The following is a 26,246-nucleotide window of genomic DNA, read 5'->3' as shown; positions in this document are numbered from 1 at the left end:
CCCTTGTGGCCGCCGCTCAGGCAGGTTTAGGTCGGCGCCGAAGACAGACCAAGGACGCCCCATGACCCCCCGGCTTACCCCGCGCGAGCTTCTGGAAAAGCTCGTCGCCTTTCCCACCGTCAGCACCGTCAGCAATCTCGACCTGATCGGCTGGACCGAGGACTATCTCGCCAGCCATGGCATTGAAAGCCACCGCCACGCCAAGCCCTCCGAGCCGGAGCTGAAGGCGGCGCTCTTTGCCCATGTCGGCCCCGAAGTCGAGGGCGGGGTGGTGCTGTCGGGCCATACCGACGTGGTGCCGGTCGAGGGGCAGGACTGGAGCTCGGACCCCTGGGTGCTGACCGAGCGCGGGGGGCGGCTCTACGGGCGCGGCGCGACGGACATGAAGGCCTTCGACGCGCTCGCGATCTGGGCGCTGGTGGAGGCGAAACACCGGGGCGTGACGCGGCCGTTGCAGCTGGCCTTCAGCTACGACGAGGAGATCGGCTGCGCCGGGGCGATCGACCTTGTCGCGGCCATGCAGGGTGTGGTGCCGAAGGCCAGCGCGGTGATCGTCGGCGAGCCGACCATGCTCAAGCCGGTCACCGGCCACAAGGGCGGCATCAGCTTCGAGGTGCATGTGCGTGGCGTCGAGGTGCACAGTTCGATCCTCGAGTCCGGCGTCTCGGCGATCATGTGGGGCGCCAAGCTGATCGACTGGTGCAATGCGGTCAACGCCGAGAACGCCGCGGCCGCGCCGGGGCCGGTGGCGGCGCTCTTCACGCCGCCCTATACCAACGTCCACGTCGGCCAGATCCGCGGCGGCACCGCGCAGAACATCACCGCCAAGGATTGCTGGTTCCCGCTCGGATTCCGCGTGGTGCCCGGCGAGGACCCGGCCTCTTGGCAGGCGAAGCTCATGGACAAGGTGGCCGAGCTCAACGCGCAGATGCAGGCGGTGCGGCCCGAGGCCCGGATCGAAGTGCGCGCCGCGTTCAACCTGCCGCCCTTTGCGCCCACCGCGGGCAACCGCGCCGAGGAGCTGGTGCGCCAGATCACCGGCGACAACGGCATGCGCCACGTGAGCTACGGAACCGAGGCCAGCCACTTCCAGGCTGGCGGCTACGACGTGGTGGTCTGCGGGCCGGGCGATATCGGCATCGCGCATCAACCCGATGAATCCATCGCCGTGTCCCAGCTTCATGCGGGCCAGGAGTTCATGGAACAGCTGCTGGAGCGCCTGGCATGAGCATGAGCTTTCCCCTTGCCGAGGTCATCCCGGCCGAACACCAGGGCGCGCTGCCCGAGGCCGCCGACCTCGTGGTCATCGGCGGTGGCGTCATCGGCACTTGCACGGCGCTGTTTGCCAATCGCGCCGGGCTGAAGGTGGTGCTGCTGGAGAAGGGCCGAGTCGCCGCCGAGCAGAGTTCGCGCAACTGGGGGTGGATCCGCGTGCAGGGCCGGGACATGGCCGAGATCCCGATCGCCATGGAGGCGCAGCGGCTCTGGCAGGACCTGGACGTGCTCTGCGAGGGGCGGCTCGGCACGCGCACCGTGGGCGTCGGCTATCTGGCCAAGAGCTGCGCCGAGATGGAGGGCTTCGCGGGCTGGCTCGCGCAGGCAAAGCCGCTTGGCGTCAGTTCCGAGCTCTTGGACGCGGCGCAGACACGGGCGCTGACCGGGGCCACCGAGAGCCCCTGGGTCGGCATGCTGCACACGCCCACCGACATGAAGGGCGAGCCCTGGGTCGCGGTTCCCGAGCTGGCGCGGCTCGCGGCCTCGGAAGGGGTGATCGTGCGCGAGCGCTGCGCGGTGCGCGGGCTCGCGCGCAGCGGCGGCCGCGTGACCGGCGTGGTCACCGAGGCGGGGACCGTGCGCTGCGCGCAGGCGGTGCTTGCGGGCGGGGCCTGGTCCGGGCTGTTCCTGAAGCGGCACGGGGTGACGATCCCGCAGCTTTCCGTGCGTTCGACCGCCATGGCCACCGCGCCGCTGCCGCAGGTGGCGAACAAGGCGGCGGTGGACGACGTGCTGGCCTTCCGCCCGCGCGCCGATGGCGGCTACACGCTGGCGCCCTCGGCGTTTTCCGAGCTGTACCTCGGTCCCGACGCACTGCGCCACGCGCGTCCCTACATCGCGCTGGCGCGACAGGGCAGCTTCGACGTGCGCTTCCGGGCGAAGGCTCCCGCGGGGTATCCCGACGCCTGGGGCACGCCGCGCGACTGGCGCGATGACGAGCAGAGCCCTTTCGAGCGGATGCGCATCCTCTCGCCCGAGCCCCATGCGGGCAAGGTGGCCGCCACCCGCCGGCAGTTCGCGCAGCATTTCCCGCAGATGGGCGAGGTGCCACTGCAGGCGAGCTGGGCCGGGATGATCGACGTGATGCCGGACGTGGTCCCGGTGGTCGATCACGTGGCGCAGATCCCCGGCCTCATCGTCGCCACGGGCATGTGCGGCCACGGCTTCGGCATCGGTCCGGGCTTCGGCCGGGTGGTGGCGGACATGGTGCAGGGCAGGAAGCCCGGCCATGACATGAGCCGCTTCCGCCTGTCGCGCTTCTCGGATGGCAGCAGGCTGGTGCCGGGGCCGAACCTCTGACGGGCGGCCGGCGCGCCGGCGCTTTGCCCCAGGGTCACGGCCCGGCTCTGCTTGCCACGCCCCGGCGGCGGTGGCAGGCTCCGTGCGAAATATGATCAAACAACAGGGATCCCCCTCCATGCCCGTCAAGAACCGCTTCGCCGAGCTCCAGTCCGAAATCACCGAATGGCGCCGCGATCTCCATGAGAACCCCGAAATCCTGTTTGAGACCCACCGCACCTCGGCTGTGGTGGCGGAAAAGCTGCGGGAGTTCGGCTGCGACGAGGTGGTGACGGGCATCGGCCGCACCGGCGTCGTGGGGGTGATCAAGGGCAAGGCGGGCGGCTCGGGCAAGGTCATCGGCCTGCGTGCCGACATGGACGCGCTGCCGATCCTCGAGAACACCGGGCTCGACTATGCCTCGAAGACCCCCGGCGCGATGCATGCCTGCGGCCATGATGGCCATACCGCCATGTTGCTCGGCGCCGCGAAATACCTCGCCGAGACGCGCAACTTCGACGGCACCGCCGTGGTGATCTTCCAGCCCGCCGAGGAGGGCGGCGGCGGCGGCAAGGAAATGTGCGACGACGGCATGATGGCGCGCTGGAACATCCAGGAGGTCTACGGCATGCACAACTGGCCGGGCCTGCCGGTGGGCAGCTTCTCGATCCGGCCCGGCGCCTTCTTCGCCGCCACCGACGTCTTCGAGGTGACCGTCGAGGGCAAGGGGGGCCATGCCGCCAAGCCGCATGAGACCATCGATCCCACGGTGACCTCGGCGCAGATCGTCACCGCGCTGCAGACCATCGCCGCGCGCAACGCCAACCCGGTGACAGAGATCGTGGTTTCGGTGACCAGCTTCGAGACCTCGTCGAAGGCCTTCAACGTGATCCCGCAGCGCGTGACCCTGCGCGGCACCGTGCGCACGCTGGCGCCCGAGAACCGCGACCTCGCCGAGACCCGGATCACCGAGATCTGCACCGGCATGGCGGCGGCGCTGGGTTGCGTCGCGACGGTGGACTACACGCGCAACTACCCGGTGATGGTCAACTCCGAGGAGCAGACCGCGTTTGCCGCCGAGGTGGCGCGCGCGGTCTCGGGCGACTGCGCCGACGCGCCGCTGGTCATGGGCGGCGAGGATTTCGCCTTCATGCTCGAGGAGCGGCCGGGGGCCTATATCCTCGTCGGCAACGGCGACACGGCGGCGGTGCACCATCCCAAGTACAACTTCAACGACGAGGCGATCCCGGCGGGATGCTCCTGGTGGGCGGAGATCATCGAGCGCCGCATGCCCGCGGCCTGATGCCGCCTGCAGGGCGGCCGCGGCCGCCCTGCGTCCCCCGGCCTGGCGCTTTCCCGAGCGCTCGGGAAAGCGGGGGCTCTGCCCCCGTCCGCTGCGCGGACTCCCCCAGGGATATTTTTGCCTAGAAGAAGAGGGGGGCTGCGGTTCCGCCGCGGCGGGGCCTCGGAACGGTTGACCCCGGAGCGGCTGGGCTCAGGGCGGTTGGCCTCAAAGGGGTTGGCCTCAAAGGGGTTGGCCTGTGACCGACATGCCGCGGGCGAGATAGCCGCAGGCCTCGTTGATGCCCGCCGAGCAGGCCACGGTGAGCACTTCAGCCTCGGTCGGCTGTCTTGCGGCGCAAGCCGCCAGCGCGAGCAGCGCGGCGCCGAGGATGGCAAGTCGGATCATGGCCCGGTCCTTCATTTCCTGATCAAGCCCGAGTCCGGGCGGCATTGCAAGCGCCTGTCGTACCTCAGCCGGCGTCCGGCGAAAAGGCCTCGTCCCAGAGCCGGAAGAGCCGCTCGCGGGTGCTGCGGTCGAGCGCCAGCAGCAGCGGCGGCGAGAGCGCGATCAGCCGCCGGGCGCTGGGCAGCAGGCTGGTCTCGGCGGGATCGGTCGGGGCGATGAGCCCGAGATCGGCCAGCATCCCCTGCGCCTCGGGCGAGAGCAGGAAGTCGAGCAGCCGCTGCGCCGCTTCCGGGTGGCGGGCGGTCTTCGGGATCATGAAGCTGCGCGACATCATCAGCGTGTAGTCCTCGGGCAATATGATCCCGACATTCGGCGCGGCGCGCGCCTCGGCGTAGGAGCCGAGCACGTTGTAGGCGATGTAGTAGCGCCCCTCGGAGACGCCGTCGATGATCGACAGCGAGCAGCAGGTGGCGATCGCTCCGATCCGCGCGAAGGCCTCGAGCATGGCCCCGAAGGTGGTCGCCTCGAGGCTGTCGGCATGGGCGAAGAGATAGCCGAGGCCGGAATCCTCGATGTCGTAGGTGGCGATCCGGCTGCGCAGCAGCTCGGGCTTCTTGCGCATCAGGTCGAGCAGGGCGAAGCGGGTCCGCGGCACATCCTCGGGGGAGAGTGCCGTGGTGTTGTAGATGATCACCGCCGGCTCTTCGGTGATCCCCCAGAGCTCGTCGCGCCAGCGCCGCTGGTCCGGCAGGGCGGCGGTGGCCGCGGAGCGGTAGGGATGGGCACAGGCCGAATTGACCAGCGCCAGCATCTGGTGCGCGCCGGAGGAGAGCAGCGCGTCGGCGGGCTCGGCGCGGCCCGCGCAGGCGGCCCGCCCGAGGGCGTAGAGCGCATTCGACCCCCATTGCTCGTAGCGCAGCGTGAGATCGGGGTTGCGTTCGGCAAAGCGCGCCATGACCGGGCGGATGATCGCGATGTCGGTGGTCGAGCGCAGCAGCAGGTCGGTCGGGCCGCTGCCGAAGCTGGCGGTGCCTTCCTGCGCGGCGGCGGCGCGCGGCAGCAGCAGCGCCAGCAGCAGGGCGATCAGGCGGGGCAAGGCTGTGCGGGCTGTCACGGGGTGGGCTCCTCGTCAGGGGCGGCGGGCAGCAGCAGGGCGATGCGGAAGCCGGCTTCGGGATATTCCAGCGCGACGCGCCCGTCGAAGGCAGTCGCCACCGCGGCGACGATGGCAAGGCCGAGCCCGGCGCTGTCCTCGCGCGAGCCGGCGCTGCGCTCGAAACGCTGGCCGAGGCGGGCGGCGATGGCGGGCTCGGGGCCGGGACCGGCGTCCAGCACCCAGAGCGCGGCCTCGGCGCCGCGCCGCTCCGCTCCGATGGCAATGGGGCCGCGGCCATGCTTCAGCGCGTTGACCAGCAGGTTCTTCGCCGCCTCGCCGACCGAGAAGGCGTCGGCGCGGACCATCACCGGGTCCTCGCCGATTTCCAGCCTCAGCTCGGCGCCGGGGGCGATGAGCTCGTGGTCGCCACGCTCGACGACCTCCAGCGCCACCTCGCGCAGGTCGAGCAGGGCGCGCGGCGCGCTTTCGGTGCGGTGGCTGACCAGCGCCCGCGAGAGCAGCTGGTCGAGCAGCGCGCCAAGCGAGCGGGTCCGGGTCAGCAGCCGCGTGAGGGCGCGGGCGCGCAGCGCCTCGTCGGGCTGGTCCTGCATCGCCTCGGCCTGCACGCGGATCGCGGCGACCGGGGTGCGCAGCTGGTGCGCCGCATCGGAGATCAGGTGGCGCATGCCCTCCATCTGCCGGTCGAGCCGGCCCATGAAGCGGTTCATCGAATCCAGCATCACCGCCAGCTCGCGCGGCAGCCCCTCGGTTGGCACCGGCGTGAGGTCGTAGGGGTCGCGCCCGGCCAGGTCCTCGGACAGCGCCGCGAGCGGGCGGACCGCGGAGCGGGTGATCGCCCAGGACATGGCGAGCAGCGCAAGCCCGGCGAGCATCATTGGCAGCAGCGTGTCGAGCATCAGCCCGACCGCCATCGCCTGCCGCGCGCGCAGGGTCTGGCCGACGGTGACCGAAATGCTGCCCGAGAAGTCGCGCTCGGCGAAGCGGCGCGTCACCCGGACGAAGCGCGCGGGCTCGGCATTGAGGCGGGCGTCAAAGAACTCGGGACCGGAGGGCGTGCCGGAGCGGCGGGCGGTCGGGGCGATCTCGGTCTCGTCGAGCCCGGTGATCAGCGTGCCACCGGGGCCGCGCACCGCGTAGTGGATGCGGTCCTCGGGCGCCTGGGCCAGCAGCTCGAAGGCCGAGACCGGCAGGTCGACGATCGGTCGCCCGGACTGGATGCTTATCGAGGCGGCGATGTCTTGCGCTGCGCCCAGAAGGATGCGGTCATAGGACTGCCGCGCCGCGAGCCTGCCGTTGTAGAGCGTCGATCCGGCGACCAGCAGCGCCCCGGCGAGCAGGATCAGCAGCACCGCCTTGAGGACCCGCGAGGCAAGGCTCGCCGGCAGCGCGCCCCTGTCAGCCATCGAGGCCGATCCGGTAGCCGATGCCGCGCTGGGTGGCGATGCTGACTCCGCTGCCCGCGAGCTTCTTGCGCAGCCGGGCGACGTAGAGCTCGATGGCGTTGACCCCAACATCGGCGTCGCCGAAGCCATAGAGGGAATCGTAGAGTCGGGTCTTGCTCAGGTACTGTCCCTGCTGGCGCAGGAGCACACCGAGCAGCGCCGCTTCGCGCGCGGTCAGATCGAGCCGCCTGCCGTCCAGCGTGGCGCTTTGCCCGGCCGGAGAATAGGCCAGCGGACCGAGCACGATCTCTGCGCCCTTCTGGTCCGCCTCGCGGCGGATGAGGGCGCGCAGCCGTGCTTCCAGCTCGCGCTGGTCGAAGGGCTTGCCGAGGTAGTCGTCGGCACCGAGGTCGAGCGCGCTCACCCGGTCGTCCACCGAGATCAGCGCGGTCAGCATCAGCACCGGGGTGCGTGCCCCCGAGGCGCGCAGCTCGCGCAGGAAGCGCAGGCCCGAACCGTCGGGCAGGTTGATGTCGAGCACGATGGCGTCATAGCCCTGCACGGCAAGGAAATCCCGCGCCGCCTCGAGGCTTTCGGCGACATCGCAGACGATGCCGGACTGGGCCAGTCGGGCCGAGACGCCCTCGGCCAGATCGCTGGCATCCTCGACCATCAGGACTCGCATGACACTGGTACCTTTCCATTGGCCCTGGTCCGGATGACGGGACGTACACATGCACCGTCGGGCATCTGACAGGTTCACGACAGCTTCGTGGCTTAGAGACACGTCTTAACCCGCAACCGGGGAGGCTGCAAAGTGCAGTCGGGTTCCGCGGGGAGACGACGGCGCCGGCGTGTACCGGTTCGGTGGCCGAACTTGAGGAGGATACCATGTTTGTCACTGCTACCCGCGGCCTGATTGCCGCGACCGTTCTTGGCGTTTCGGCTTTCGCCGCGCAGGCCCAGGACTTCACCCCCGAGAACCCCGAGTGCATCGCGCCCGCCAACCCGGGCGGCGGCTGGGACTTCACCTGCCGGCAGGTGGGCAAGGAGCTTCAGGATCTCGGCCTGATCGACAAGACCATGCAGGTGGTCAACCTCGCAGGTGGTGGCGGCGGCGTCGCCTTCGCCGAGGTGGTCAACAAGCGCGCTGACGACAACGATCTGATCGTCGCGGCCAGCTCGGCCACCGCGACCCGCCTGGCGCAGGGCGCCTATCCGGGCAACACCACCGACCAGGTCCGCTGGCTGGCGTCGATCGGTGCCGATTACGGCGTGATCGCCGTCTCTGCCGACAGCGAGATCGAGACGCTGCCGCAGCTGCTCGACATGATCAAGTCGGACCCGCGCTCGGTCTCCGTGGCCGGCGGTTCGGCCGTGGGCGGCTGGGATCACCTGAAGGTGCTGATCGCGGCGTCGGCCTACGGCATCGAGGATGTGCGCTCGGTCAAATACGTCGCCTTCGACGGCGGCGGCGAGGCGGTGACCCAGCTGCTCGCAGGCTCGGTCCAGGCCTTCACCGGCGATGCGTCGGAAGCCAAGGGCTTCGTCGACTCGGGAGACATCAAGGTGATCGCGGTGCTCGCGCCCGAGCGCCTGGAAGGCGATTTCGCCGATTTCCCGACCGCCAAGGAGCAGGGCGTCGATGCGATCGGCGCGAACTGGCGCGGTTTCTACGCCCCCGGCGGCATGAGCGACGCGGCCTATGACGCCTGGGTCAAGAAGATCGGCGATCTCTATGCGTCGGACGAGTGGAAGGAGATCATGGCCAACAACGGCCTCGCCCCGCTCGACCTGCAGGGCGCGGACTTCCAGCAGTTCGTTCAGAACAGCGTGAGCGAGATCCAGGACATCTCGCGCGAGATCGGCATCATCAAGTGACCTGACCCCACGCAATGACCGGCGGGCCCCTGTCACTCCGGGGGCCCGTCGCCAGTTTTCGACCTATTCACGCAAATTACGGGGGACACCATGAGTGACCGCATCTTCGGCCTCTTCGGGCTGGCGCTCGCCATCTTCTTCGCCTGGGCCGCTTTGCAGATCGAGGAAAGCTTCCTCTCTGACGAGGTCGGTCCCAAGGCCTTCCCGCTGATCATCGCCACCATTCTCGGTATTTCGTCGATTTTCATCGCGCTCAAGCCCGACGCAGATCCCGAGTGGCCCTCGCTGGCCCGGCTCGCCGAGATCCTCGCGGCGGTGGTCGTGATGATCCTTTATGCCGAGTTCCTGCCCGTCGCGGGCTTCGTCATCGCCACTGCCGTCGCCTCGGCCTATCTGACCTGGCGCCTCGGCAGCCCGGTGCTGTCGTCGCTGCTGATCGGCGTGCTGACCTCGGTCGGCATCTACGTTGTCTTCCATCTGGCTCTGGGGCTGTCGCTGGCCCGCGGCCCGCTGGGTTTCTGAGGAGCGCGCCATGGACGTTCTTTCCAACCTCGGGGACGGCTTCGTCGTCGCCTTCACCTTGCAGAACCTCGGCCTCGCGCTGCTGGGCTGCTTCCTTGGCACGATCATGGGCGCGCTGCCGGGCCTCGGCCCGTCGAACGGCGTCGCCATCCTGATCCCGCTGGCCTTCACCCTCGGCCTCGGGCCGACGCCGTCGCTGATCCTGCTGACCTCGGTCTACTACGGCGCCATGTACGGCGGGCGGATCAGCTCGATCCTGCTGGGCATCCCCGGTGACGAGCCGGCGATGATGACCGTGCTCGACGGCCACCCGATGGCCAAGAAGGGCATGGCCGGCGAAGCGCTGTCGCTTTCCGGCATCGCCTCCTTCGTCGGCGCCTTCATCGCCACCTGGGGGCTGATCCTGCTGGCCCCGCAGCTGGTGAAGATCGCGCTGCTCTTCGGACCGGCCGAGTACTTCGCGCTCTTCGCGCTGGCCTTCGCGACGCTGGGCGGGGTTTCCTCGACCAACCAGGCGAAATCGGCCTTCGCCGCCATGCTCGGCCTCGGCCTTGCGATGATCGGCGTCGACACCCAGACCGGCGTGCCGCGCTTCACCTTCGGCGAGGTGCACCTCTACGACGGGCTCGACTTCCTTGTCGCCATCGTCGGCCTCTTCGCGCTGTCGGAAGTCTTCATCTTCCTCGAACACCGTCACGGCGGTTCGGACGCCAGCACGGGCCAGCTCAAGCTCGGCCGTCTGACCCCGCCGCTGTCGATGATCAAGCAGTGCACGCCGACCATGCTGCGCACCTCGCTGCTCGGCTTCATCGCCGGTGTGCTGCCCGGCGCGGGGGCCTCGCTGGGCTCGTTCATCTCCTACTCGATGGAAAAGCGCCTGGTCGACAAGGAAGGCACCTTCGGCAAGGGCGATCCGCGCGGCGTCGCGGCCCCCGAGGCGGGCAACAACGCCGCCGCGGGCGGCGCGCTGGTGCCGATGCTGGCGCTCGGCGTGCCGGGTTCGGGCACCACGGCGGTGCTGCTGGCCGTGCTGCTGTCGCTCAACATCACCCCCGGGCCGCTGCTCTTTGCCAACAACCCCGACGTGGTCTGGGGCCTGATCGCGGCGCTCTTCATCGCCAACTTCATGCTGCTGGCGCTGAACATCCCGATGGTGGGTATCTTCACCCGCGTGCTGATGGTGCCGCCGCGCATCCTGATGCCGGTGGTCGCCATGGTCAGCTTCGTCGGCATCTACGGCATCTCGGGATCGAGCTTCGATCTGCTGGTGATGATCGGCTTCGGCGTGATGGGCTGGCTGCTGCGCAAGTTCGACGTGCCGCTGGTGCCGATCATCCTCGGCACGCTGCTCGGCAACACCATGGAGAACAACCTGCGCCGCGCGATCACCATCGACAACGGCGACTGGTTCACCCTGTTCGACAGCCCGCTCGCGCTGACGCTCTGGGCGATCGCCATCATCGGCTTCATCATGCCGCTGATCGTCGGCCGGGTCGTGCGACGCAAGATGCATGAGCGCGGCGACGAGGAAGGCGCGATCAGCGACTGAGCCCTCTGCACCCTTGCTTGCCAGCACAGCGCCGGCCCGTTTCTGCGGGCCGGCGCTTTCCGTTTTGGCAGGTCCGTGCGGAATGCCGCGACGCAGCGTGGATTGCTGCCGCTGCGAAGGCGATGTCGAAAATTAAAATGCGGCATTGTGTCGCCACGGATCCGTGATAGCGTTGATTCCTAGGGAGGAACTTTCATGGAACTGTTTTTGGTTGGTCTGGCCATTGGCCTTCTCATCATGTCTCCGGTGATCGCGCTGATCCTGTTCGCGGGCATCGTCACCCGCCGCGGCGAGGAGAGGACGCCGCCGTCGGGAGGAAGCCGCGCACGGGTGCACGTGCAAGGGTTCGCAGCGCGCTACGCCAAGCCCTGATCCCTGGATCCTGAACGCCGAGAGGCCGGGCGCATGATGTCGCCCGGCCTCTGCCTTTTCGCGCTCGGCCTTCTCGGTGCCCGTCGGGGCGTCAGTCCAGCGCCTTGTCGCTCTGGCCCGCGTCGCCCTTCACCCAGTATCCTGCCGCCTTGAGGCAGTGCGAGGGATGCTGCCGCTCGGTCAGGAAGTGCTGCTTGAGCGCGCGTGCGACCTGTGCCTCGGCGGCGATCCAGACGAAGCCCCGACCCTCTGGCAGGGTCAGCGCGCGCGCCGCCGCCAGCAAGTCATTTGCCTCGTGCGCCTGCGACACCGGGCGGTGCAGCCAGTGCGCCTGCTGGGCCGCGGCGCTCTCGAAGCTCTGCTCATCCCCGGGCCCCGGCACGGCAACGAGGGTGATCGCGGTCACGCCCTCCGGCAGTTCCTCGATGCGGCGGCCGATGGCGGGCAGGGCGGTCTCGTCGCCGATCAGCAGGTACCAGTCGAACACCGGCGCGATCACCGCCGAGCCGCGCGGCCCACCGATGTTGAGCGTGTCGCCGGGGGCGGCGCGCTCTGCCCAGGCGGTTGCCGGTCCGGCCTGGTGGATGGCAAAATCGAGCACCAGCGTGCGCGCCTCGGGGTCAAAGGCGCGGGGCGTGTACTCGCGGGCCAGCGGCGTCTCGGCCCCGGTGTCGAAAAAGAGTTTCACGTGGTCATCCGCGCCGAGGCTGGAGAAATCGGCCAGCGACTCGTCCTCGAGGGTGATGCGGATCATGTGCGGGGTAAGCCGGATGCTGTCGCGCACCGTCAGCGTGCGGCGCTTCAACTCGTGCTTGTGTCGGGTGATGACGCTTTCCATAGGGTATCCTTGCAATCAACTGTCGTCGGAAGGCGCATCCGGCGTGTCGCCCGCGATGGCCCGTGCGGTGTCTCGTAGCTGCGCGGCAAGCGTGGCGATGAGGGTCTTGTCTGTGCCCTCGGCCGCCATCCGGCGGCGCAGGGCAAGTTTGATTTCGTCCATGGCCGCGACGATCTCTTTCGGCGCGTTGCCCCGGTGCCAGGCCGGCGGCTTGCGCGTGAGAAGGTCCTCGGCGGCGGCGCGGTTGGCCGACAGGAAGTCTGTGCCCTCGGGCGTGAGGCGGGCGCGCTTGCGACCGCTCGCATCCGGCTCCACCTGCACGTAGCCCATGTCCTCGAGCCACGACAGGGTGGGGTAGATCACACCGGGGCTGGGGCTGTAAGCGCCGTCGAAACGCGCTTCGATGGCCTTGATCAACTCGTATCCGTGGCGCGGCTGTTCTGCGATCATCGAGAGGATCAGCAGGCGCAGCTCGCCGTATTCGAACAGGCGCTTGCCGCGCTGGCCGCCGCGACCGGGGCTGCCCTGGCCGCGACCCTCGTGGCGCGTGTGTTTGTCATGTCGCATCCGTCTGGCCTCCGAGGGGCGATTTCAGATATATCGGAAGATAAGATATATCGAAAAATACGCAAGAGGGCGGAGGATCACGGCGCGGTGAGGCGGGTCAGGAGGGGACGGGCATCGGGGTGTCATCAAAGCTTCACTTTTCGGGCGGTCCATATTTCGTATATTCATGAAATATGGAAAAAGAGATTCCCGACCGCCTCATGACCCTCGGCCACCCGCAGCGGCTGGCGATTTTCCGGCTGCTCATGCGCCGTTACCCCGACCGCCTTCCGGCGGGCGAGATCGCCGAGGTGCTGACGCTGAAGGCCAGCACACTCTCGACCTATCTCGCCGCGCTGATGCGCGCCGGGGTGGTGACGCAGGAGCGGGCCGGCACCTCGCTGCTCTACGCCGTCGACATGGGGCAGGTGCGGGACACCTTCGACTACCTGCTGCGCGACTGCTGTCGCGGTCGCCCCGAGATCTGTGCGCCGAGCCCGTTCCTGGCCCAGCAGGGAAACGCCCCGATGTCTCGGCGCAAGTTCAACGTGCTGTTCGTCTGCACCGGCAATTCCGCCCGGTCTATCTTTGCGGAGACGCTGCTGCGCGAGATGGCTGGCGATCGGTTCAATGCCTATTCGGCCGGAACGAACCCCAACTCGGCATTGAACCCCATCGCCGTCGCGCTGCTGCGCCAGAAGGGCCATGACGTGACGCCGCTGCGGGCCAAAACCATGTCGGAGGTCTCTGGCGAGGGTGCGCCCGCGCTGGATTTCGTCTTCACCGTCTGCGACCAGGCCGCCAACGAGGACTGTCCGGCCTGGGAGGGGCAGCCGATCTCCGGTCACTGGGGTATGCCCGACCCGGCGGGCGCCACGGGCAGCGAGGCCGAGAAGATGCTGGCCTTTCAGCAGTCCTACGGCGCGCTCAAGCACCGGATCGAAGCCTTTGCGGCGCTGCCCGTTGCCACGCTCGACCGCATCTCGCTGCAATCGGCCATCGACGAGATCGGCCGCACATCCCTGACCCTGACCACTTTGGAAGACCACGCATGACCACCTATGCCCTGAACGGCCTCGGCCGCATCGGAAAGCTCGCCCTGAAACCGCTGCTGGAGAGAGGGGCAGAGATCGCCTGGATCAACGACGCCGTGGGTGATCCCGCGATGCACGCGCATCTGCTGGAATTCGATACGGTGCACGGGCGCTGGAAGGCGGAGTTCTCGCATGATGCGCAGAGCGTAAGCGTGGACGGCAGGCGGCTACCCTTCATCGGCACACGCGAGCTTTCGGCGCTGCCGCTCGAGGGGGTGGACGTGGTGATCGACTGCACCGGCGTCTTCAAGTCCGAGGCGGCGCTCGCGCCCTACTTCGCAGCGGGGGTGAAGAAGGTGGTGGTCTCGGCCCCGGTCAAGGATGGACCCACCGCCAACATTGTCTTCGGCGTCAACGACGGCACCTATGATCCGGCGCGGCACGGTATCGTCACGGCGGCCTCCTGCACCACCAACTGCCTTGCCCCGGTGGTGAAGGTGATCCATGAGAACATCGGCATAAGGCACGGATCGATCACGACAATCCACGACGTGACCAACACGCAGACCATCGTCGATCGCCCCGCCAAGGACCTGCGCCGGGCGCGCTCGGCGCTGAACTCTCTGATCCCCACCACCACCGGTTCGGCCACGGCGATCACGCTCATCTACCCCGAGCTGAAGGGGCGTCTGAACGGCCACGCTGTGCGGGTGCCGCTGCTCAACGCCTCGCTGACGGACTGCGTCTTCGAGGTCGAACGCGCCACCAGCGCCGAGGAGGTCAACGCGCTGTTCGAGGCGGCGTCAAAGGGCGCGCTGAAAGGCATCCTCGGGTACGAGGAACGCCCGCTGGTGTCTTGCGACTACACCAACGACTCCCGCAGCGCGATCATCGACGCGCCTTCGACGATGGTGGTCAATGGCACCCAGCTGAAGGTCTACGCGTGGTACGACAACGAGATGGGTTACGCACACCGGCTGGTGGACGTGGCGCTGATGGTCGGGGGGCGGCTGTGAGCCAAGCTGCGCGGGAGAGACCCGAGGCGCTCTCGGCCTATATCGCCGTCACCGCCGCCTACTGGGCCTTCATGCTCACCGACGGTGCGCTTCGGATGCTGGTGCTGCTGCATTTCCACGGTCTTGGCTTCTCGGCGGTGCAGCTGGCCTATCTCTTCGTGCTCTACGAGATCGCCGGGATGGCGACCAACCTCTCGGCGGGCTGGATCGCGGCCCGCTTCGGACTGACCGCAACGCTCTACGCGGGGCTCGGGCTGCAGGTGGTGGCGCTGCTGGCGCTCACGCAGCTTGATCCGGCATGGAGCATTGCCGCCTCGGTGACCTTTGTGATGTGCGTGCAGGGCGCTTCGGGCGTCGCCAAGGACCTGGCCAAGATGTCCTCGAAATCGGCGGTCAAGCTGCTGGCGCCCTCCGAGGCCGGCGGGCTCTTCCGCTGGGTCGCCGTGCTCACCGGCTCGAAGAACGCGGTGAAGGGCTTGGGCTTCCTGCTCGGTGCGGCGCTGCTGGCGACGCTCGGCTTCAAGTGGGCGGTGCTGGCCATGGCGCTGGTGCTGGCGGTGATCCTGATGGCGGTGGCCACCTTGATGCCGGGCGGGCTGCCGAAGGGCCGCAGGGGGGCGAAATTCTCCGAGGTCTTCTCGAAGTCGGCCAATGTCAACTGGCTGTCGGCGGCGCGGGTGTTCCTCTTCGGCGCGCGCGACGTGTGGTTCGTGGTGGGCATTCCGATCTATTTCTACGCGGTGCTGTCCGACGGGACCGAGGCGGGCAACCGCGCCGCCTTCTTCATGATCGGGACGTTCATGGCGGTCTGGGTGATCCTATATGGCGCGGTGCAGGCCGCGGCGCCGCGCATCCTGCGCGCGCGCAGCCGCCCGCAAGCCGAGCTTATCCATGCCGCCCGCGGCTGGGCCGCGGCGCTCTTCGTTGTGCCTGCGGCGCTCTGCGTGGGGGTGCTGCTTGCCGGAGGGCCGCAGGCGTGGCTGACCGGGCTGCTGGTGCTCGGGCTGCTGGTCTTCGGCGCGATCTTCGCGGTGAACTCCGCGCTGCATTCCTACCTGATCCTCGCCTTCACCAAATCCGAGCGGGTGACCATGGACGTGGGCTTCTACTACATGGCGAACGCGGCGGGGCGGCTGATCGGCACGCTGCTGTCGGGGCTGACCTACCAGCTGGGCGGCCTGCCGCTGGTGCTGGGTACGGCGGCGGTCATGGTGGCGCTGGCGGCGCTGACCTCGGGCAAGCTGAGTGCCGAGGCGCAAGAGGTGGCGGTCTAGGCGCGCGACCGGCGGCTTTGCCCTGTCCGGTCGGGGCTGGCCGCTCATCGTCGCTTGAATAAGGAAGGCCCGGGCGCTGTGCCCGGGCCTTCTCCATTTCAACGCTGCGCCTCAGACCACCGGCGGCGTGCGGCCCCGGTGGATCTTCTCGCGCAGCCCTTGGATGATCTTGAAGAACACCGGCCCGAAGATCGCCCCCAGTACCGCCGAGGCGATGGCGCCGCCGAAGACCGCCAGGCCCAGTGACACCCGGCTCGCCGAGCCCGCGCCCGAGGCGATGACCAGCGGGTAGACCCCGACCGCGAAGGCCAGCACCGTCATCATCACCGGCCGGAAGCGCAGCTTCGCCGATTGCATCGCCGCCTCGTGCAGGTCGAGCTCCGCCGCCTCGCGCTGCTGCTTGCCGAATTCGACGATCAGGATTGCCGTCTTCGCCGCCAGCGCGATCAGCATCAAGAGGCCGATCTGCCCGTAGAGACTGAGCGGTTCCCCGGCGATCCTCAGCGAGACCAGCGCCCCCAGCACCGCGAAGGGCACCGTCAGCAGCACCGCCACCGGCGTCAGGAAGCTCTCGTAGAGCGCCGCGAGGAAGAGGAAGGTGAAGACGAGGCTCAGCCCCAGCGCGATCGGCACCGCATTGCCCGAGGCGCGCTCCTCGCGCGACGAGCCGGTCCATTCGTAGCGGAAGCCCTCGGGCAGGGCGGTCCCGGCGGTCTGCTCGAAACTGTCCATCGCGTTGCCCGTGCTGAAGCCACCAGCGGAGTTGGGAATGCCGGTGACCGTGGCCGAGTTGTAGGTGTTGTAGCGGTAGAGCACGTCCGGCCCGGTGGTGGGCACCGGGGTGACCACGGTCGAGAGCGGCACCATGCCGCCCTCGCGGTTGCGCACGTAGAGCGTGTCGAAGGCGCGCTCGTTCTGGCGGAACTGCGCGTCGGCCTGCACCATCACCTTGTAGGACTGGCCGAAGACGTTGAAGTCGTTGATGTAGAGCGCGCCGAGCTGGGCCTGCAGGGTCAGGAAGATGTCCGAGATCTGCACCCCCAGCGTCTTGGCGCGCACCCGGTCGATGTCGAGGAAGAGCTGCGGTGCATCGGCCTTGAAGGTGGAATAGGCCAGCGCGATCTCGTCGGCGCCATTGGCCGCGCCGAGGAAGCCCTGAAGCGCGGCGGTCATCTCCTCCGGTCCGCGCCCCTGCGTGTCCTCGAGCACGAACGAGAGCCCCTCGACCGCGCCAATGCCCGGCAGGGCGGGCGCACCGAAGATGATCGTCTTGGCCTCGGGCATGTCGGCGAACATCTTGCTGAACTTCTGCTGCAGGAAGGCCTGGCTGCTTTCGAGAGTCGTGCGCTCCTTCCATTCCTTGAGCTTGACGATGATCATCCCGGCGTTGGACTGCAGCGCCGAGTTGAGGATCGAATAGCCGTTCACCGAGAGCACGTTCTCGACCGCCTCATCCTCGCCGAGCGCATCGGTGAGCCGGTCCATGATCACCTCGGTCCGGTTCAGCGAAGCGCCCGAGGGCAGCTGCACGTCGACCATGAAGAAGCCCTTGTCCTCGGTCGGGATGAAGCTGGTCGGCGTGGTGGTGAAGAGCGTGTACATGGCAAAGAACAGCGCCGCGACGATGGCGATGGCGATGAGCGCGTTCTTGGCGAGGAAATCGACGATCCCCGCGTAGACCCGCGTCACCCAGTCGAAGCCCTTGTTGAAGCCCCGGATGACGAAGTTCGGGTGCATCCCCGGCTTCATCAGCACCGAGGCCAGCGCCGGGCTCAGCGTCAGCGCGTTGACCATCGAGATCAGCACCGAGACGGTGAGCGTCGCGCCGAACTGGCTGAACATGCGCCCGGTGATGCCGGGCAGAAGCAGCGTCGGCCCGAAGACCGCCGCCAGCACCAGCGAGGTCGCGACGATCGGCCCCGTCACCTCTGCCATGGCGCGTTTCGTCGCCTCGACCGAGCTGATCTCGGGGTTCTCGTGCAGGATGCGCTCGACGTTCTCGACCACGATGATCGCGTCATCCACCACCAGCGCGATGGCAAGGATCAGGGCGAAGAGCGTGACGGTGTTGATCGTCATGCCGAAGGCGTAGAGCACCGCCAATGTGCCGATGATCGACACCGGCACGGCGATGGTCGGAATGAGCGTCGCGCGGATCGAGCCGAGGAAGATGTAGGTCACCGCCACCACCAGAAGGATGGTGAAGATCATGGTGATCACCGTCTCTTCAAGCGACGCCTCGATGAACAGCGTGGTGTCATGGCCGATGACGTAATCGACCCCCTCGGGGAAGTACTGCTTCAACTCCTCCATCTTCTCGCGCACCGCCTCGGCCACGTCGAGCGAGTTCGCCTCGCTCAGCTTGTAGACCGCCAGCAGCACGCCGGGCTTGTTGTTGAACTCGCCGTAGCCCTTGTAGGCAAAGGCCCCGAGCTCGATCCGCGCTACGTCGCGCAGCCGCACCACCGAGCCCGCGTCATTGGCCGACAGGATGATGTCGCCGAATTCCTCCTCGGACTCGAGCCGGCCCTTGGTGGTCAGCACGTATTGGAACTGCGTGTCCTCGGCCGCCGGAGCGGCCCCGAGCGAGCCCACGGCGGCCTGCACGTTCTGCTCCTTCACCGCCAGCACGATGTCGTTCACCGTGAGGTTGTGGTTGGCCATCTTCACCGGGTCGAGCCAGGCGCGCATGCCGTAGTCCAGCGCGCCGATGTTCTCGGCGGCACCGACACCGGCGATGCGGGCCAGCTCGCCCTCGACGTTGATCGAGGCGTAGTTCGACAGGAAGAGCCCGTCGAAGCGCCCGTCGGGCGAGATGATGTCGACCACCATCAGGATGTCGGGGTTGCGCTTGCGCACCCGGATGCCGCGCTGGCGCACCTCGGCGGGCAGCGAGGGCTCGGCCAGCGCCACGCGGTTCTGCACGTCGACCTGCGCCAGATCGGCATCGACGCCGGTCTCGAAGGTCACGGTCAGCGTGTAGCTGCCGTCCGAGGCGGCCTTGGATTCCATGTAGGCCATGCCCTCGGCGCCGTTCACCTCGTCCTCGATGGGGGCGGCGACGGCCTGCAGCAGGGTCTGGGCGTCGGCGCCGGGATAGTTGGCGCGCACAACGACCTTGGGCGAAGTGATGTCGGGATACTGGTCGATGGGCATCACGGTCAGCGTCAGAAGGCCGAACAGCGTGATGAGCATGGAAATGACGAAGGCGAACTTGGGCCGCCGGATGAAAAATAAAGGTCCCATGAAATTCTCCGCTGCCGGGGCTCAGCTGTCGTAGGGTTTCGGCGTGACGGTGATGCCGGGGCGCATGCTCTGCAGCCCCTCGACGACCACCTGTTCGCCGTCGGCGAGACCTTCGGTAATGGTCCAGTTCGCACCGCTGCGGACGCCGACGGTGATATTGCGGCGCTCGACGGTGTTGTCCGCGCCGACCACCCAGACGAAATGGCCCTGCTGGTCGAGGCTCACCGCCCGTTGCGGGATGAGAGGCGCCTGAATCGGTTCAAGCACCTGGCCGCGGATGGTCACGTTCTGCCCCGGAAGGAGGACCCCGTCGGGATTGGGAAAAAGGACGCGGGCGGCGATGGTCCCGGTGCTGGCGGCGCCGGTGTTGTCCCAGTTCTCGAAGGTGCCCTTCTCGGGGTAGACCTGCCCACCGGGCAGGATCGCTTCGAGCTCGAGCGGGGGGATAGATCCGCCGGCCTCTTCCAGTTCGAGCCGCTTTGCGAGGAAGCCGAAGTAATTGGACTGGTCGACCAGTCCGACCGCGTAGATCGGATCGAGCGAGACCAGCGTCGCTATGAAGCCGGGCTGCGTCGGATCGCCGGGCGCGAAGAGGTCACCGACCGCGAATTGCGGGGCCGAAATGCGGCCGCTGAACGGGGCGTAGACCTTTGTATCGGCAAGGTTCTCCTCTGCCTGCGCGATCTGCGCGCTGGCCACGTCGACCTGCGCCTGCGCCACGTCGGCCTGGGCCTGGGCGTATTCCACCTCTCGCTGCGAGACGGTGTTGCTGCGAGACAGCTGGGTTGCCCGGTCGAGGTCGAGGTCGGCCTTGATGGCGGAGGCCTCGGCCTGCTTCAGCGCCGCATGAGCCTGGGCGAGGGCGATGCGGAAGTCAGTCTCGTCCATCTCCACCAGCAGATCACCTTTCTCGACGTAGGCACCGGCGGTGATGTGCAGCGCGGTGATCTGCGCCTGGATGGGAGGCCGGATCGACGCGGTGTTCAGCGCCTCGATGCGGGCCGGGTGGGTGAAGGAAGGCCGGATGCTCTGGGTTGCCACGGTCTGCACCAGAACCGTCGGGCCCGCGGTCTCGGCAGCATCCTGGGCATGGGCCGGGGTGAATGTGACGGAGGCAAGGATAAACGCGCACAGAGATACAGCCGAAAACGACGCAATAAGTCTAATCAACATATCAATGGTCCTTCCAAGGACGGATCTATGCGCCTGAGTTTACACGATATGAATGAAATATCGACAACGACTGCACTTCGAGCGCGAGCTTCCGCGCATGTGTAGAAATTCATGGTTGAAAAATCGTCATACCACTCCGGGATACGCCTCCAGGGGCATACGGGAACGGGTCGCGGCTGGTCGCGTGCTCTTGTAATACGAAAACATTGACAGTTATCATACAAGTCATCCATAACTGCCGCGTAACGTCATACACATCTACAGGGAGGAGATGATGATGTACTTCACCAAGGCAAAAACGGCATTGGTTGCGGCAACCGCGCTCTGCGGCATGCTGGCAGGGGCGGCCCAGGCTGAAACCTGGCGCGCCTGGGCCATTCACCCCGAGGATTACCCGAACGTCGTCGCGATGCAGCAGTTCGCCGACGAGGTGACCGAGAAGACCGAGGGCCGCATCGAGCCGACGGTCTATGCCAATGGCGTGCTGGGTGCGCAGCCCGATGCGATCGAGCAGGTCCGCGCCGGTGCCATCGCGGTGGGGAACTTCAACATGGGCCCGATGGGCGAGATCGTCCCGGCGACCAATGTGCTGTCGCTGCCTTTCATCTTCCGTGACGTCGATCACATGCACAAGGCGATGGATGGCGAGATCGGCCAGCGTTTCTCGGATGCGCTGTCGGAAGAGGGGCTTGTCGCCCTGTCATGGATGGATAGCGGCTCGCGCTCCTTCTACAACACCAAGCACGCCATCGAGACGCCGGCCGACATGGATGGCATGAAGTTCCGCGTGATGAACAACGACCTCTACGTGCAGATGGTCGACCAGCTTGGCGGCAACGCCACGCCTATGGCCTATGGCGAGGTCTACCAGTCGCTGAAGACCGGGGTGATCGACGGGGCCGAGAACAACTATCCCTCTTTCGAGAGCTCGAACCACTTCGAGGTGGCCAAGTACTATTCGATCACCAACCACCTGATCATTCCCGAGTGCATCTGCGTCTCGACCAAGGTCTGGGACAAGGTCTCGGACGAGGACAAGGCCACCGTCACCGCCGCGGCGATCTCGGCCGCCGAGAAGCAGCGCGAACTCTGGGCCGCGCGAGAGGAGGTCTCGAAGCAGAAGGTGATCGACAGCGGCGTGGCGGTGAACGAGGTCTCTGACCCGGCGGCGTTCCAGTCTGCGATGGAGCCGGTCTATGCCAAGTTCATCGAGTCCAACCCGGACCTCGAAAGCCTGATCCGCGACATCCAGGCCATCGAGTGAACTGAGACAACGATCAGGGCATGGCGTGTCCCGAAGGGGACACGCCTCTTCCGGGAGACATCATGGCACAGAGCCACGGGGCCGGGGCAGGGGCCGTCTATCGCCTGCTCGATCTGCTGTCGCGGATCTGCGTGACGGTGGCCGGAACCGGCCTCGTCGTCCTGATCGGCATCTTCGGGTGGCTGGTCTGGGGACGATACATCCTCAATGACACCCCGACCTGGGTCGAACAGCTGGCGCTGCTGCTCGTCGTCTGGATCACCTTCCTCGGCGCGGCCGCGGGCGTCTGGAGCCGCACGCACCTGTCGGTGGACTTCCTGCGCGATGCCTTCCCCGGCCCCATCGCCCTGGCGCTGAAGTGGCTGGCGCTGGTCGGCGTGCTGGTCTTCGCGCTCTGCCTCGGCTGGCAGGGGTTCATCCTGGCCGGGAACACCTGGGCGCGCACGGTGCCGATGCTGGGCATCTCCGAGGGAATGCGCGCGGTGCCCATGGCGATCTGCGGCGCGCTCAGCGCCGTGTTCACCCTCTATCAAATGACTGAACTGGCGAAGGGCCGCGGGTACTGACATGGGTCTGATCATTCTTTTCGGCGTCTTCGCGCTGGGCCTCGTCAGCGGCATGCCGGTGGCCTTCGCGCTCGGCCTCGCGGCGGTTGGCGGCTTCGTCTACGAGGGGCTGCCGCTGTTCATCGCCTTCCAGCGCGTGCTCTCGGGCATCTCGGTGTTCTCGCTGCTGGCCATCCCCTTCTTCATCTTCGCGGGCGAGTTGATGATGCACGGCGGCATCGCCGGGCGGCTGGTGCGGCTGGCCTCCTCGGCGGTGGGCTCGATGAAGGGCGGGCTGGGCGTGGTCAACGTCGCCTCGTCGATGCTGTTCGGCGGCATCTCGGGCTCGGCAGTGGCCGACACCTCGGCGCTTGGCTCGATCCTCATCCCGGTGATGAAGGAAAAGGGCTACGACCCCGACTACGCGGTGAACGTCACGGTGACCTCCTCGGTCGCGGGCGTGGTGATCCCGCCGTCGCACAACATGATCCTCTTCGCCGTGGCGGCGGGGGGCGTGTCAGTCTCGAAGCTGTTCATCGCCGGTGTCATCCCCGGCATCCTGATGTGCCTCTGCCTCGGCATCGTCGCCTATGCAGTTGCCGTGCGCCGGGGCTACCCGGCCGAGACCTTCCCCGGATGGAAAGCGCTCGGCACCTCCTTTGTCGTCGCCCTGCCGGGGCTGATGACCGCGATCATCGTCGTCGGCGGCGTGCTCTCTGGCGTGATGACCGTCACTGAATCCGGCGCTTTCGGCGCGATCTGGGCCATCCTCGTGACCACCTTCGTCTACCGCGAACTGAGTTGGACGGGCTTCAAGACCGCCGTCGTCAGCTCGGTGCGGACAACGGCGCTGGTGATGCTGCTGGTGGCGACCGCCTCGGCGTTCTCCTACCTGCTGACGCTCTACCGGGTGCCGGACCTGCTGGCCAACGCGGTCACCGGCATCTCGGACAATCCCTTTGTGATCCTGCTCCTGCTGAACCTCATCCTGCTGGTGCTCGGCATGATCATGGACATGGCGGCGCTGATCCTGATCTGCACGCCGATTTTCCTGCCGGTCGCGGTGGGGCTTGGCATGGACCCGGTGCAATTCGGCGTGGTGATGATGATGAACCTCGGCCTCGGCCTCTGCACCCCGCCGGTGGGTGCCTGCCTCTTCGTCGGCTGCGTCGTGGGCGGGGTGCGGATCGAACACGCGGTGCGGACGATCCTGCCGTTCTACGCGGCGATCTTCGTGGCCCTGATGCTGGTGACTTACGTGCCCGCCTTCTCCATGTTCCTGCCAAGCCTGATGGAGTGAGAGACATGATGAAACGTATCCTGATCACCGGCGCGGCGGGCCAGCTCGGAACCATCCTGCGCGAGACGCTGAAGCCCCACGCCGAGGAACTGCGCCTGTCGGACATCACCGAGATCCCCGACCTTGGCCCCAATGAGAGCTTCGTGGCCTGCGACATCGCCGACGGCGAGGCGGTCAAGGCGCTGGTCGAGGGTTGCGACGGCATCGTGCATCTGGGCGGCATCTCGGTGGAGAAGAGCTTCGACCTGATCGAGGCGGCCAACCTGCGCGGCGTCTACAACCTCTACGAGGCGGCGCGGCTGCACGGCATGCCCCGGATCATCTTTGCCAGCTCGAACCACACCATCGGCTACTACAAGCAGGACGAACGGCTGAGGCATACCGACCCGTTCAAGCCCGACAGCCTCTACGGTGTGTCGAAGATCTTCGGCGAGGCGGTGGCCAGCCTCTACCATGACAAGTTCGGGCAGGAGAGCGCATTGGTGCGCATCGGCTCCTGCACGCCCGCGCCCGAGAACTGGCGGATGCTGTCGACCTGGCTCAGCCCGCGCGACTTCACCTCGCTGATCATGGCGGCCTTCACCGTGCCGCGCCTTGGCTGCACCGTGGTCTGGGGGCAATCGGCCAACGCCATGGGCTGGTGGGACAATTCCCACGCCGCCTTCCTCGGCTGGGTGCCGCAGGACAATTCCCAGGACTACGCCGAGGAGATCCGCCGCAGCGTGCCGCGCCCCGGCCGCGACGAGGCGGTCGCGACATACCAGGGCGGTGTCTTCACCGACGAGCCCATCCACCAGAGCTGACCTTCATTCCATCCCGCGCGCCGCTCCGCGCGCATTCCCCAGATTGCCAAAACAAGAGGACCCCCCATGGACCCGCAACAGATCAAAGTGGCGCTCGGCTCCGGCCTGCTGTCTTTCCCCGTCACGCCGTTCGACGCCGACAACAAGTTTGCCGCCGACCCCTACCAGAAGCACGTGGAATGGCTGTCGGGCTTCGACGCGCCGGTGCTCTTTGCCGCGGGCGGCACGGGTGAGTTCTTCTCGCTGACCCCGGACGAGATCCCCGCCATCGTCAAGGCCGCCAAGGAGAGCGCCGGCAAGACCGCGATCGTCTCGGGCTGCGGCTACGGCACCGAGATCGCCAAGGGCATCGCGCGCTCGGTCGAGGCGGCAGGTGGCGACGGCATCTTGCTGCTGCCGCATTACCTGATCGACGCGCCGCAGAAAGGGCTTTACGAGCACGTCAAGGCGGTCTGCGACGCCACCGGCATGGGCGTCATGGTCTACAACCGCGACAACGCCGTGCTGCAGGCCGACACGCTGGCGCGGCTCTGCGACGCCTGTCCGAACCTCGTCGGCTTCAAGGACGGCACCGGCGACATCGGCCTCGTGCGGCAGATCACCGCCAAGATGGGCGACCGGCTGACCTACCTCGGCGGCATGCCGACGGCGGAGCTGTTTGCCGAGGCCTATCTCGGCGCGGGGTTCACCACCTACAGCTCGGCGGTGTTCAACTTCGTCCCGGCGCTGGCCAACAAGTTCTACGCCGCGCTGCGGGCAGGGGACCGGGCCACTTGCGAAGACATCCTCAAGAGTTTCTTCTACCCGTTCATGGAGCTGCGCTCGCGCCGCAAGGGCTACGCGGTATCCGCGATCAAGGCGGGCGTGCGTCTGGTCGGCTTCGATGCGGGCCCAGTCCGCGCGCCGCTGTCCGACCTCACCGGCGAGGAGGAAGAGATCCTCAAGGCCCTGATCGACGCGCATCAGTAAGACGAAGGCAAGACCGATGAAGATCACCGAGATCCGCACCCACCTTCTGGAACACAAGCTCGAGACGGCGTTCGAGAGCGCCTCCATGCGTTTCGACAAGCGGGTACACCTGCTGGTCGAGGTGATCTGCGACGACGGCACCACGGGCTGGGGCGAATGCCTCGGCCCGGCGGGCCCGAACCGCGCCATGGTCGAGGCCTACACCCCCTGGCTCATCGGCAAGGACCCCCTGGAGACCGAGAAGCACTGGGCGGTGCTCTACAACGCGCTGCGCGACCAGGGGCAGCGGGGGATTTCCGTCTGCGCGCTTTCGGGCATCGACATCGCGCTCTGGGACATCAAGGGCAAGCACTTCGGCGTGCCGGTCTCCACGCTGCTCGGCGGGCGTTTCCGCGAGCGCATCCGCGCTTATGCCACCGGCTCGTTCAAGCGCGACGGCGTGGACCGGGTGGCCGACAATGCCGAGGAGACCGGCCGCCACGCGGCGGATGGCTTCCACGCGGTGAAGATCAAGATCGGCTTCGATCCTTCGGAGGATCTGCAGGTGATCAAGGCGGTGCGCGAGGCCATCGGCCCCGACACGCGGCTGATGATCGACGGCAACCACGGCTATGACGTGATCGAGGCGGTGCGCGTCGGCAACGCGGCGGCCGAGTACGACATCGACTGGTTCGAGGAGCCGGTGATCCCCGAGCAGCTGGATGCCTATGCCGAGGTCCGCGCGCGCCAGCCGATCCCGGTGGCGGGCGGCGAGACATGGCACACCCGCTGGGGCTTTGCCGAGCCGCTGCGGCGCCGGGTGATCGACATCGCCCAGCCCGACCTCTGCGGTGTGGGCGGCTTCACTGAGGCCAAGCGCGTGGCCGATCTGGCGACCCTCCACGGGGTGCGCGTGGTGCCGCATGTCTGGGGCACGGCGGTGCAGATCGCGGCGGCGCTGCAATTCATGGCGGCGATGGTGCCCGACCCGGTGCGGCGGGGTCCGATCGAGCCGATCATGGAATTCGACCGCACGCACAATCCCTTCCGCCAGGCGGTGGTGACTCGGCCCATCGAGCACGAGAACGGCTGGGTCAGCATTCCGGGCGGTCCGGGGCTGGGGATCGAGATCGACCGCGCTGCGCTGAAGGAATTCGCCCCCAAGGGGTGAGCGGGCATTGCCCTCCGTGGCG

At 67.5% G+C, this 26,246-nt stretch carries 24 protein-coding genes; 16 read left to right on the top strand and 8 right to left on the bottom strand.

Annotated features, from left to right (window positions below; genetic code table 11):
• The first annotated feature begins 61 nt into the window (after positions 1-61).
• The 3 genes from argE (at position 62) to IQ782_RS16810 (ending at position 3,856) form a co-directional block, all read left to right on the top strand.
• On the top strand, positions 62-1,228 hold the full coding sequence (argE, locus tag IQ782_RS16820; RefSeq protein ID WP_194135820.1) for an acetylornithine deacetylase: 1,167 nt from the start codon (positions 62-64) through the stop codon (positions 1,226-1,228).
• On the top strand, positions 1,225-2,574 hold the full coding sequence (locus IQ782_RS16815) for an NAD(P)/FAD-dependent oxidoreductase (RefSeq protein WP_194135819.1): 1,350 nt from the start codon (positions 1,225-1,227) through the stop codon (positions 2,572-2,574). The genes argE and IQ782_RS16815 overlap by 4 nt, the downstream gene beginning before the upstream one ends.
• Positions 2,575-2,692: 118 nt before the next feature.
• Positions 2,693-3,856, top strand: coding sequence for a M20 aminoacylase family protein (locus IQ782_RS16810; protein ID WP_194135817.1), 1,164 nt, complete (start codon positions 2,693-2,695; stop codon positions 3,854-3,856).
• A gap of 222 nt (positions 3,857-4,078) precedes the next feature.
• Here the strand turns inward: IQ782_RS16810 and IQ782_RS16805 are convergent, their stop codons facing one another.
• From IQ782_RS16805 to IQ782_RS16790, 4 genes are all read right to left on the bottom strand, one after another.
• Complete coding sequence (locus tag IQ782_RS16805) at positions 4,079-4,243, bottom strand: hypothetical protein (RefSeq protein ID WP_194135815.1); 165 nt, start codon at positions 4,241-4,243, stop codon at positions 4,079-4,081.
• A gap of 64 nt (positions 4,244-4,307) precedes the next feature.
• The gene (locus IQ782_RS16800) at positions 4,308-5,357 is read right to left on the bottom strand and encodes an ABC transporter substrate-binding protein (protein WP_338092600.1); all 1,050 of its coding nucleotides are present in this window, start codon (positions 5,355-5,357) and stop codon (positions 4,308-4,310) included.
• On the bottom strand, positions 5,354-6,763 hold the full coding sequence (locus IQ782_RS16795; protein ID WP_194135814.1) for a sensor histidine kinase: 1,410 nt from the start codon (positions 6,761-6,763) through the stop codon (positions 5,354-5,356). The genes IQ782_RS16800 and IQ782_RS16795 overlap by 4 nt, the downstream gene beginning before the upstream one ends.
• Positions 6,756-7,427, bottom strand: coding sequence for a response regulator transcription factor (locus IQ782_RS16790; RefSeq protein ID WP_194135813.1), 672 nt, complete (start codon positions 7,425-7,427; stop codon positions 6,756-6,758). Before IQ782_RS16790 ends, IQ782_RS16795 begins: the two co-directional genes overlap by 8 nt.
• A gap of 206 nt (positions 7,428-7,633) precedes the next feature.
• On the opposite strand from IQ782_RS16790, the gene IQ782_RS16785 reads away from it, so the two are divergent.
• The 4 genes from IQ782_RS16785 (at position 7,634) to IQ782_RS16770 (ending at position 11,066) form a co-directional block, all read left to right on the top strand.
• Positions 7,634-8,623 carry a Bug family tripartite tricarboxylate transporter substrate binding protein gene (locus tag IQ782_RS16785; protein ID WP_194135812.1) on the top strand — a complete coding sequence of 330 codons (990 nt, stop codon included), beginning with the start codon at positions 7,634-7,636 and terminating at the stop codon, positions 8,621-8,623.
• Between the two features lie 90 nt (positions 8,624-8,713).
• Positions 8,714-9,145: a tripartite tricarboxylate transporter TctB family protein gene (locus IQ782_RS16780; RefSeq protein ID WP_194135811.1), complete on the top strand. Its 432-nt coding sequence runs from the start codon at positions 8,714-8,716 to the stop codon at positions 9,143-9,145.
• Positions 9,146-9,155: 10 nt separating this feature from the next.
• On the top strand, positions 9,156-10,694 hold the full coding sequence (locus tag IQ782_RS16775) for a tripartite tricarboxylate transporter permease (RefSeq protein WP_194135810.1): 1,539 nt from the start codon (positions 9,156-9,158) through the stop codon (positions 10,692-10,694).
• Positions 10,695-10,889: 195 nt separating this feature from the next.
• A complete protein-coding gene (locus tag IQ782_RS16770; RefSeq protein ID WP_194135809.1) occupies positions 10,890-11,066 on the top strand; it encodes a hypothetical protein in 177 nt (58 codons plus the stop codon).
• A 91-nt stretch (positions 11,067-11,157) separates the two neighbouring features.
• On the opposite strand, the gene IQ782_RS16765 is transcribed toward IQ782_RS16770, so the two are convergent.
• Positions 11,158-11,904, bottom strand: coding sequence for a siderophore-interacting protein (locus IQ782_RS16765; protein WP_194135808.1), 747 nt, complete (start codon positions 11,902-11,904; stop codon positions 11,158-11,160).
• Between the two features lie 15 nt (positions 11,905-11,919).
• On the bottom strand, positions 11,920-12,471 hold the full coding sequence (locus IQ782_RS16760) for a PadR family transcriptional regulator (protein ID WP_194135807.1): 552 nt from the start codon (positions 12,469-12,471) through the stop codon (positions 11,920-11,922).
• A gap of 173 nt (positions 12,472-12,644) precedes the next feature.
• On the opposite strand from IQ782_RS16760, the gene IQ782_RS16755 reads away from it, so the two are divergent.
• From IQ782_RS16755 to arsJ, 3 genes are read left to right on the top strand one after another with little or no spacing between them, the layout of a single operon-like run.
• Positions 12,645-13,505 (top strand): arsenate reductase/protein-tyrosine-phosphatase family protein, encoded by an 861-nt coding sequence (locus IQ782_RS16755; protein WP_194135806.1) that lies wholly within the window; start codon positions 12,645-12,647, stop codon positions 13,503-13,505.
• On the top strand, positions 13,502-14,500 hold the full coding sequence (locus IQ782_RS16750) for an ArsJ-associated glyceraldehyde-3-phosphate dehydrogenase (protein ID WP_194135805.1): 999 nt from the start codon (positions 13,502-13,504) through the stop codon (positions 14,498-14,500). Before IQ782_RS16755 ends, IQ782_RS16750 begins: the two co-directional genes overlap by 4 nt.
• Entirely contained in the window at positions 14,497-15,774 is a 1,278-nt protein-coding gene (gene arsJ, locus IQ782_RS16745) for an organoarsenical effux MFS transporter ArsJ (protein WP_194135804.1), read from the top strand. The genes IQ782_RS16750 and arsJ overlap by 4 nt, the downstream gene beginning before the upstream one ends.
• Positions 15,775-15,885: 111 nt before the next feature.
• Here arsJ and IQ782_RS16740 read toward each other — a convergent pair whose 3' ends face one another.
• Both IQ782_RS16740 and IQ782_RS16735 read right to left on the bottom strand, forming a co-directional pair.
• Complete coding sequence (locus IQ782_RS16740; RefSeq protein WP_194135803.1) at positions 15,886-19,020, bottom strand: efflux RND transporter permease subunit; 3,135 nt, start codon at positions 19,018-19,020, stop codon at positions 15,886-15,888.
• A gap of 21 nt (positions 19,021-19,041) precedes the next feature.
• The gene (locus IQ782_RS16735) at positions 19,042-20,193 is read right to left on the bottom strand and encodes an efflux RND transporter periplasmic adaptor subunit (protein WP_194135802.1); all 1,152 of its coding nucleotides are present in this window, start codon (positions 20,191-20,193) and stop codon (positions 19,042-19,044) included.
• 277 nt (positions 20,194-20,470) lie between these two features.
• On the opposite strand from IQ782_RS16735, the gene IQ782_RS16730 reads away from it, so the two are divergent.
• The 6 genes from IQ782_RS16730 to IQ782_RS16705 all read left to right on the top strand — a co-directional run bounded on the left by IQ782_RS16730 (position 20,471) and on the right by IQ782_RS16705 (position 26,224).
• Positions 20,471-21,457, top strand: coding sequence for a TRAP transporter substrate-binding protein (locus IQ782_RS16730; protein ID WP_194135801.1), 987 nt, complete (start codon positions 20,471-20,473; stop codon positions 21,455-21,457).
• 62 nt (positions 21,458-21,519) lie between these two features.
• Entirely contained in the window at positions 21,520-22,023 is a 504-nt protein-coding gene (locus tag IQ782_RS16725; protein WP_194135800.1) for a TRAP transporter small permease, read from the top strand.
• Position 22,024: 1 nt separating this feature from the next.
• Positions 22,025-23,302, top strand: a complete 1,278-nt coding sequence (locus IQ782_RS16720) for a TRAP transporter large permease (RefSeq protein WP_194135799.1) — start codon at positions 22,025-22,027, stop codon at positions 23,300-23,302.
• Positions 23,303-23,307: 5 nt separating this feature from the next.
• A complete protein-coding gene (locus tag IQ782_RS16715; RefSeq protein ID WP_194135798.1) occupies positions 23,308-24,105 on the top strand; it encodes an NAD-dependent epimerase/dehydratase family protein in 798 nt (265 codons plus the stop codon).
• 66 nt (positions 24,106-24,171) lie between these two features.
• Positions 24,172-25,074, top strand: a complete 903-nt coding sequence (gene kdgD / locus IQ782_RS16710; protein ID WP_194135797.1) for a 5-dehydro-4-deoxyglucarate dehydratase — start codon at positions 24,172-24,174, stop codon at positions 25,072-25,074.
• Positions 25,075-25,090: 16 nt separating this feature from the next.
• Positions 25,091-26,224, top strand: a complete 1,134-nt coding sequence (locus IQ782_RS16705; protein WP_194135796.1) for a mandelate racemase/muconate lactonizing enzyme family protein — start codon at positions 25,091-25,093, stop codon at positions 26,222-26,224.
• Positions 26,225-26,246: the final 22 nt, after the last annotated feature.

Origin of the sequence: Salipiger mangrovisoli, assembly GCF_015223355.1 — a bacterium.
Taxonomy (GTDB): Bacteria; Pseudomonadota; Alphaproteobacteria; order Rhodobacterales; family Rhodobacteraceae; genus Salipiger; species Salipiger mangrovisoli.
This window is presented reverse-complemented; position numbering and strand designations above follow the sequence as displayed.

Excerpts from the sequence above, each read along its gene's own strand:
- argE (WP_194135820.1), top strand. The coding sequence starts at position 62 with ATGACCCCCCGGCTTACCCCGCGCGAGCTTCTGGAAAAGCTCGTCGCC.
- IQ782_RS16815 (WP_194135819.1), top strand. The coding sequence starts at position 1,225 with ATGAGCATGAGCTTTCCCCTTGCCGAGGTCATCCCGGCCGAACACCAG.
- IQ782_RS16810 (WP_194135817.1), top strand. The coding sequence starts at position 2,693 with ATGCCCGTCAAGAACCGCTTCGCCGAGCTCCAGTCCGAAATCACCGAA.
- IQ782_RS16805 (WP_194135815.1), bottom strand. The coding sequence starts at position 4,243 with ATGATCCGACTTGCCATCCTCGGCGCCGCGCTGCTCGCGCTGGCGGCT.
- IQ782_RS16795 (WP_194135814.1), bottom strand. The coding sequence starts at position 6,763 with ATGGCTGACAGGGGCGCGCTGCCGGCGAGCCTTGCCTCGCGGGTCCTC.
- IQ782_RS16790 (WP_194135813.1), bottom strand. The coding sequence starts at position 7,427 with ATGCGAGTCCTGATGGTCGAGGATGCCAGCGATCTGGCCGAGGGCGTC.
- IQ782_RS16785 (WP_194135812.1), top strand. The coding sequence starts at position 7,634 with ATGTTTGTCACTGCTACCCGCGGCCTGATTGCCGCGACCGTTCTTGGC.
- IQ782_RS16780 (WP_194135811.1), top strand. The coding sequence starts at position 8,714 with ATGAGTGACCGCATCTTCGGCCTCTTCGGGCTGGCGCTCGCCATCTTC.
- IQ782_RS16775 (WP_194135810.1), top strand. The coding sequence starts at position 9,156 with ATGGACGTTCTTTCCAACCTCGGGGACGGCTTCGTCGTCGCCTTCACC.
- IQ782_RS16770 (WP_194135809.1), top strand. The coding sequence starts at position 10,890 with ATGGAACTGTTTTTGGTTGGTCTGGCCATTGGCCTTCTCATCATGTCT.
- IQ782_RS16765 (WP_194135808.1), bottom strand. The coding sequence starts at position 11,904 with ATGGAAAGCGTCATCACCCGACACAAGCACGAGTTGAAGCGCCGCACG.
- IQ782_RS16760 (WP_194135807.1), bottom strand. The coding sequence starts at position 12,471 with ATGCGACATGACAAACACACGCGCCACGAGGGTCGCGGCCAGGGCAGC.
- IQ782_RS16755 (WP_194135806.1), top strand. The coding sequence starts at position 12,645 with ATGGAAAAAGAGATTCCCGACCGCCTCATGACCCTCGGCCACCCGCAG.
- IQ782_RS16750 (WP_194135805.1), top strand. The coding sequence starts at position 13,502 with ATGACCACCTATGCCCTGAACGGCCTCGGCCGCATCGGAAAGCTCGCC.
- IQ782_RS16740 (WP_194135803.1), bottom strand. The coding sequence starts at position 19,020 with ATGGGACCTTTATTTTTCATCCGGCGGCCCAAGTTCGCCTTCGTCATT.
- IQ782_RS16735 (WP_194135802.1), bottom strand. The coding sequence starts at position 20,193 with ATGTTGATTAGACTTATTGCGTCGTTTTCGGCTGTATCTCTGTGCGCG.
- IQ782_RS16730 (WP_194135801.1), top strand. The coding sequence starts at position 20,471 with ATGTACTTCACCAAGGCAAAAACGGCATTGGTTGCGGCAACCGCGCTC.
- IQ782_RS16725 (WP_194135800.1), top strand. The coding sequence starts at position 21,520 with ATGGCACAGAGCCACGGGGCCGGGGCAGGGGCCGTCTATCGCCTGCTC.
- IQ782_RS16720 (WP_194135799.1), top strand. The coding sequence starts at position 22,025 with ATGGGTCTGATCATTCTTTTCGGCGTCTTCGCGCTGGGCCTCGTCAGC.
- IQ782_RS16715 (WP_194135798.1), top strand. The coding sequence starts at position 23,308 with ATGATGAAACGTATCCTGATCACCGGCGCGGCGGGCCAGCTCGGAACC.
- kdgD (WP_194135797.1), top strand. The coding sequence starts at position 24,172 with ATGGACCCGCAACAGATCAAAGTGGCGCTCGGCTCCGGCCTGCTGTCT.
- IQ782_RS16705 (WP_194135796.1), top strand. The coding sequence starts at position 25,091 with ATGAAGATCACCGAGATCCGCACCCACCTTCTGGAACACAAGCTCGAG.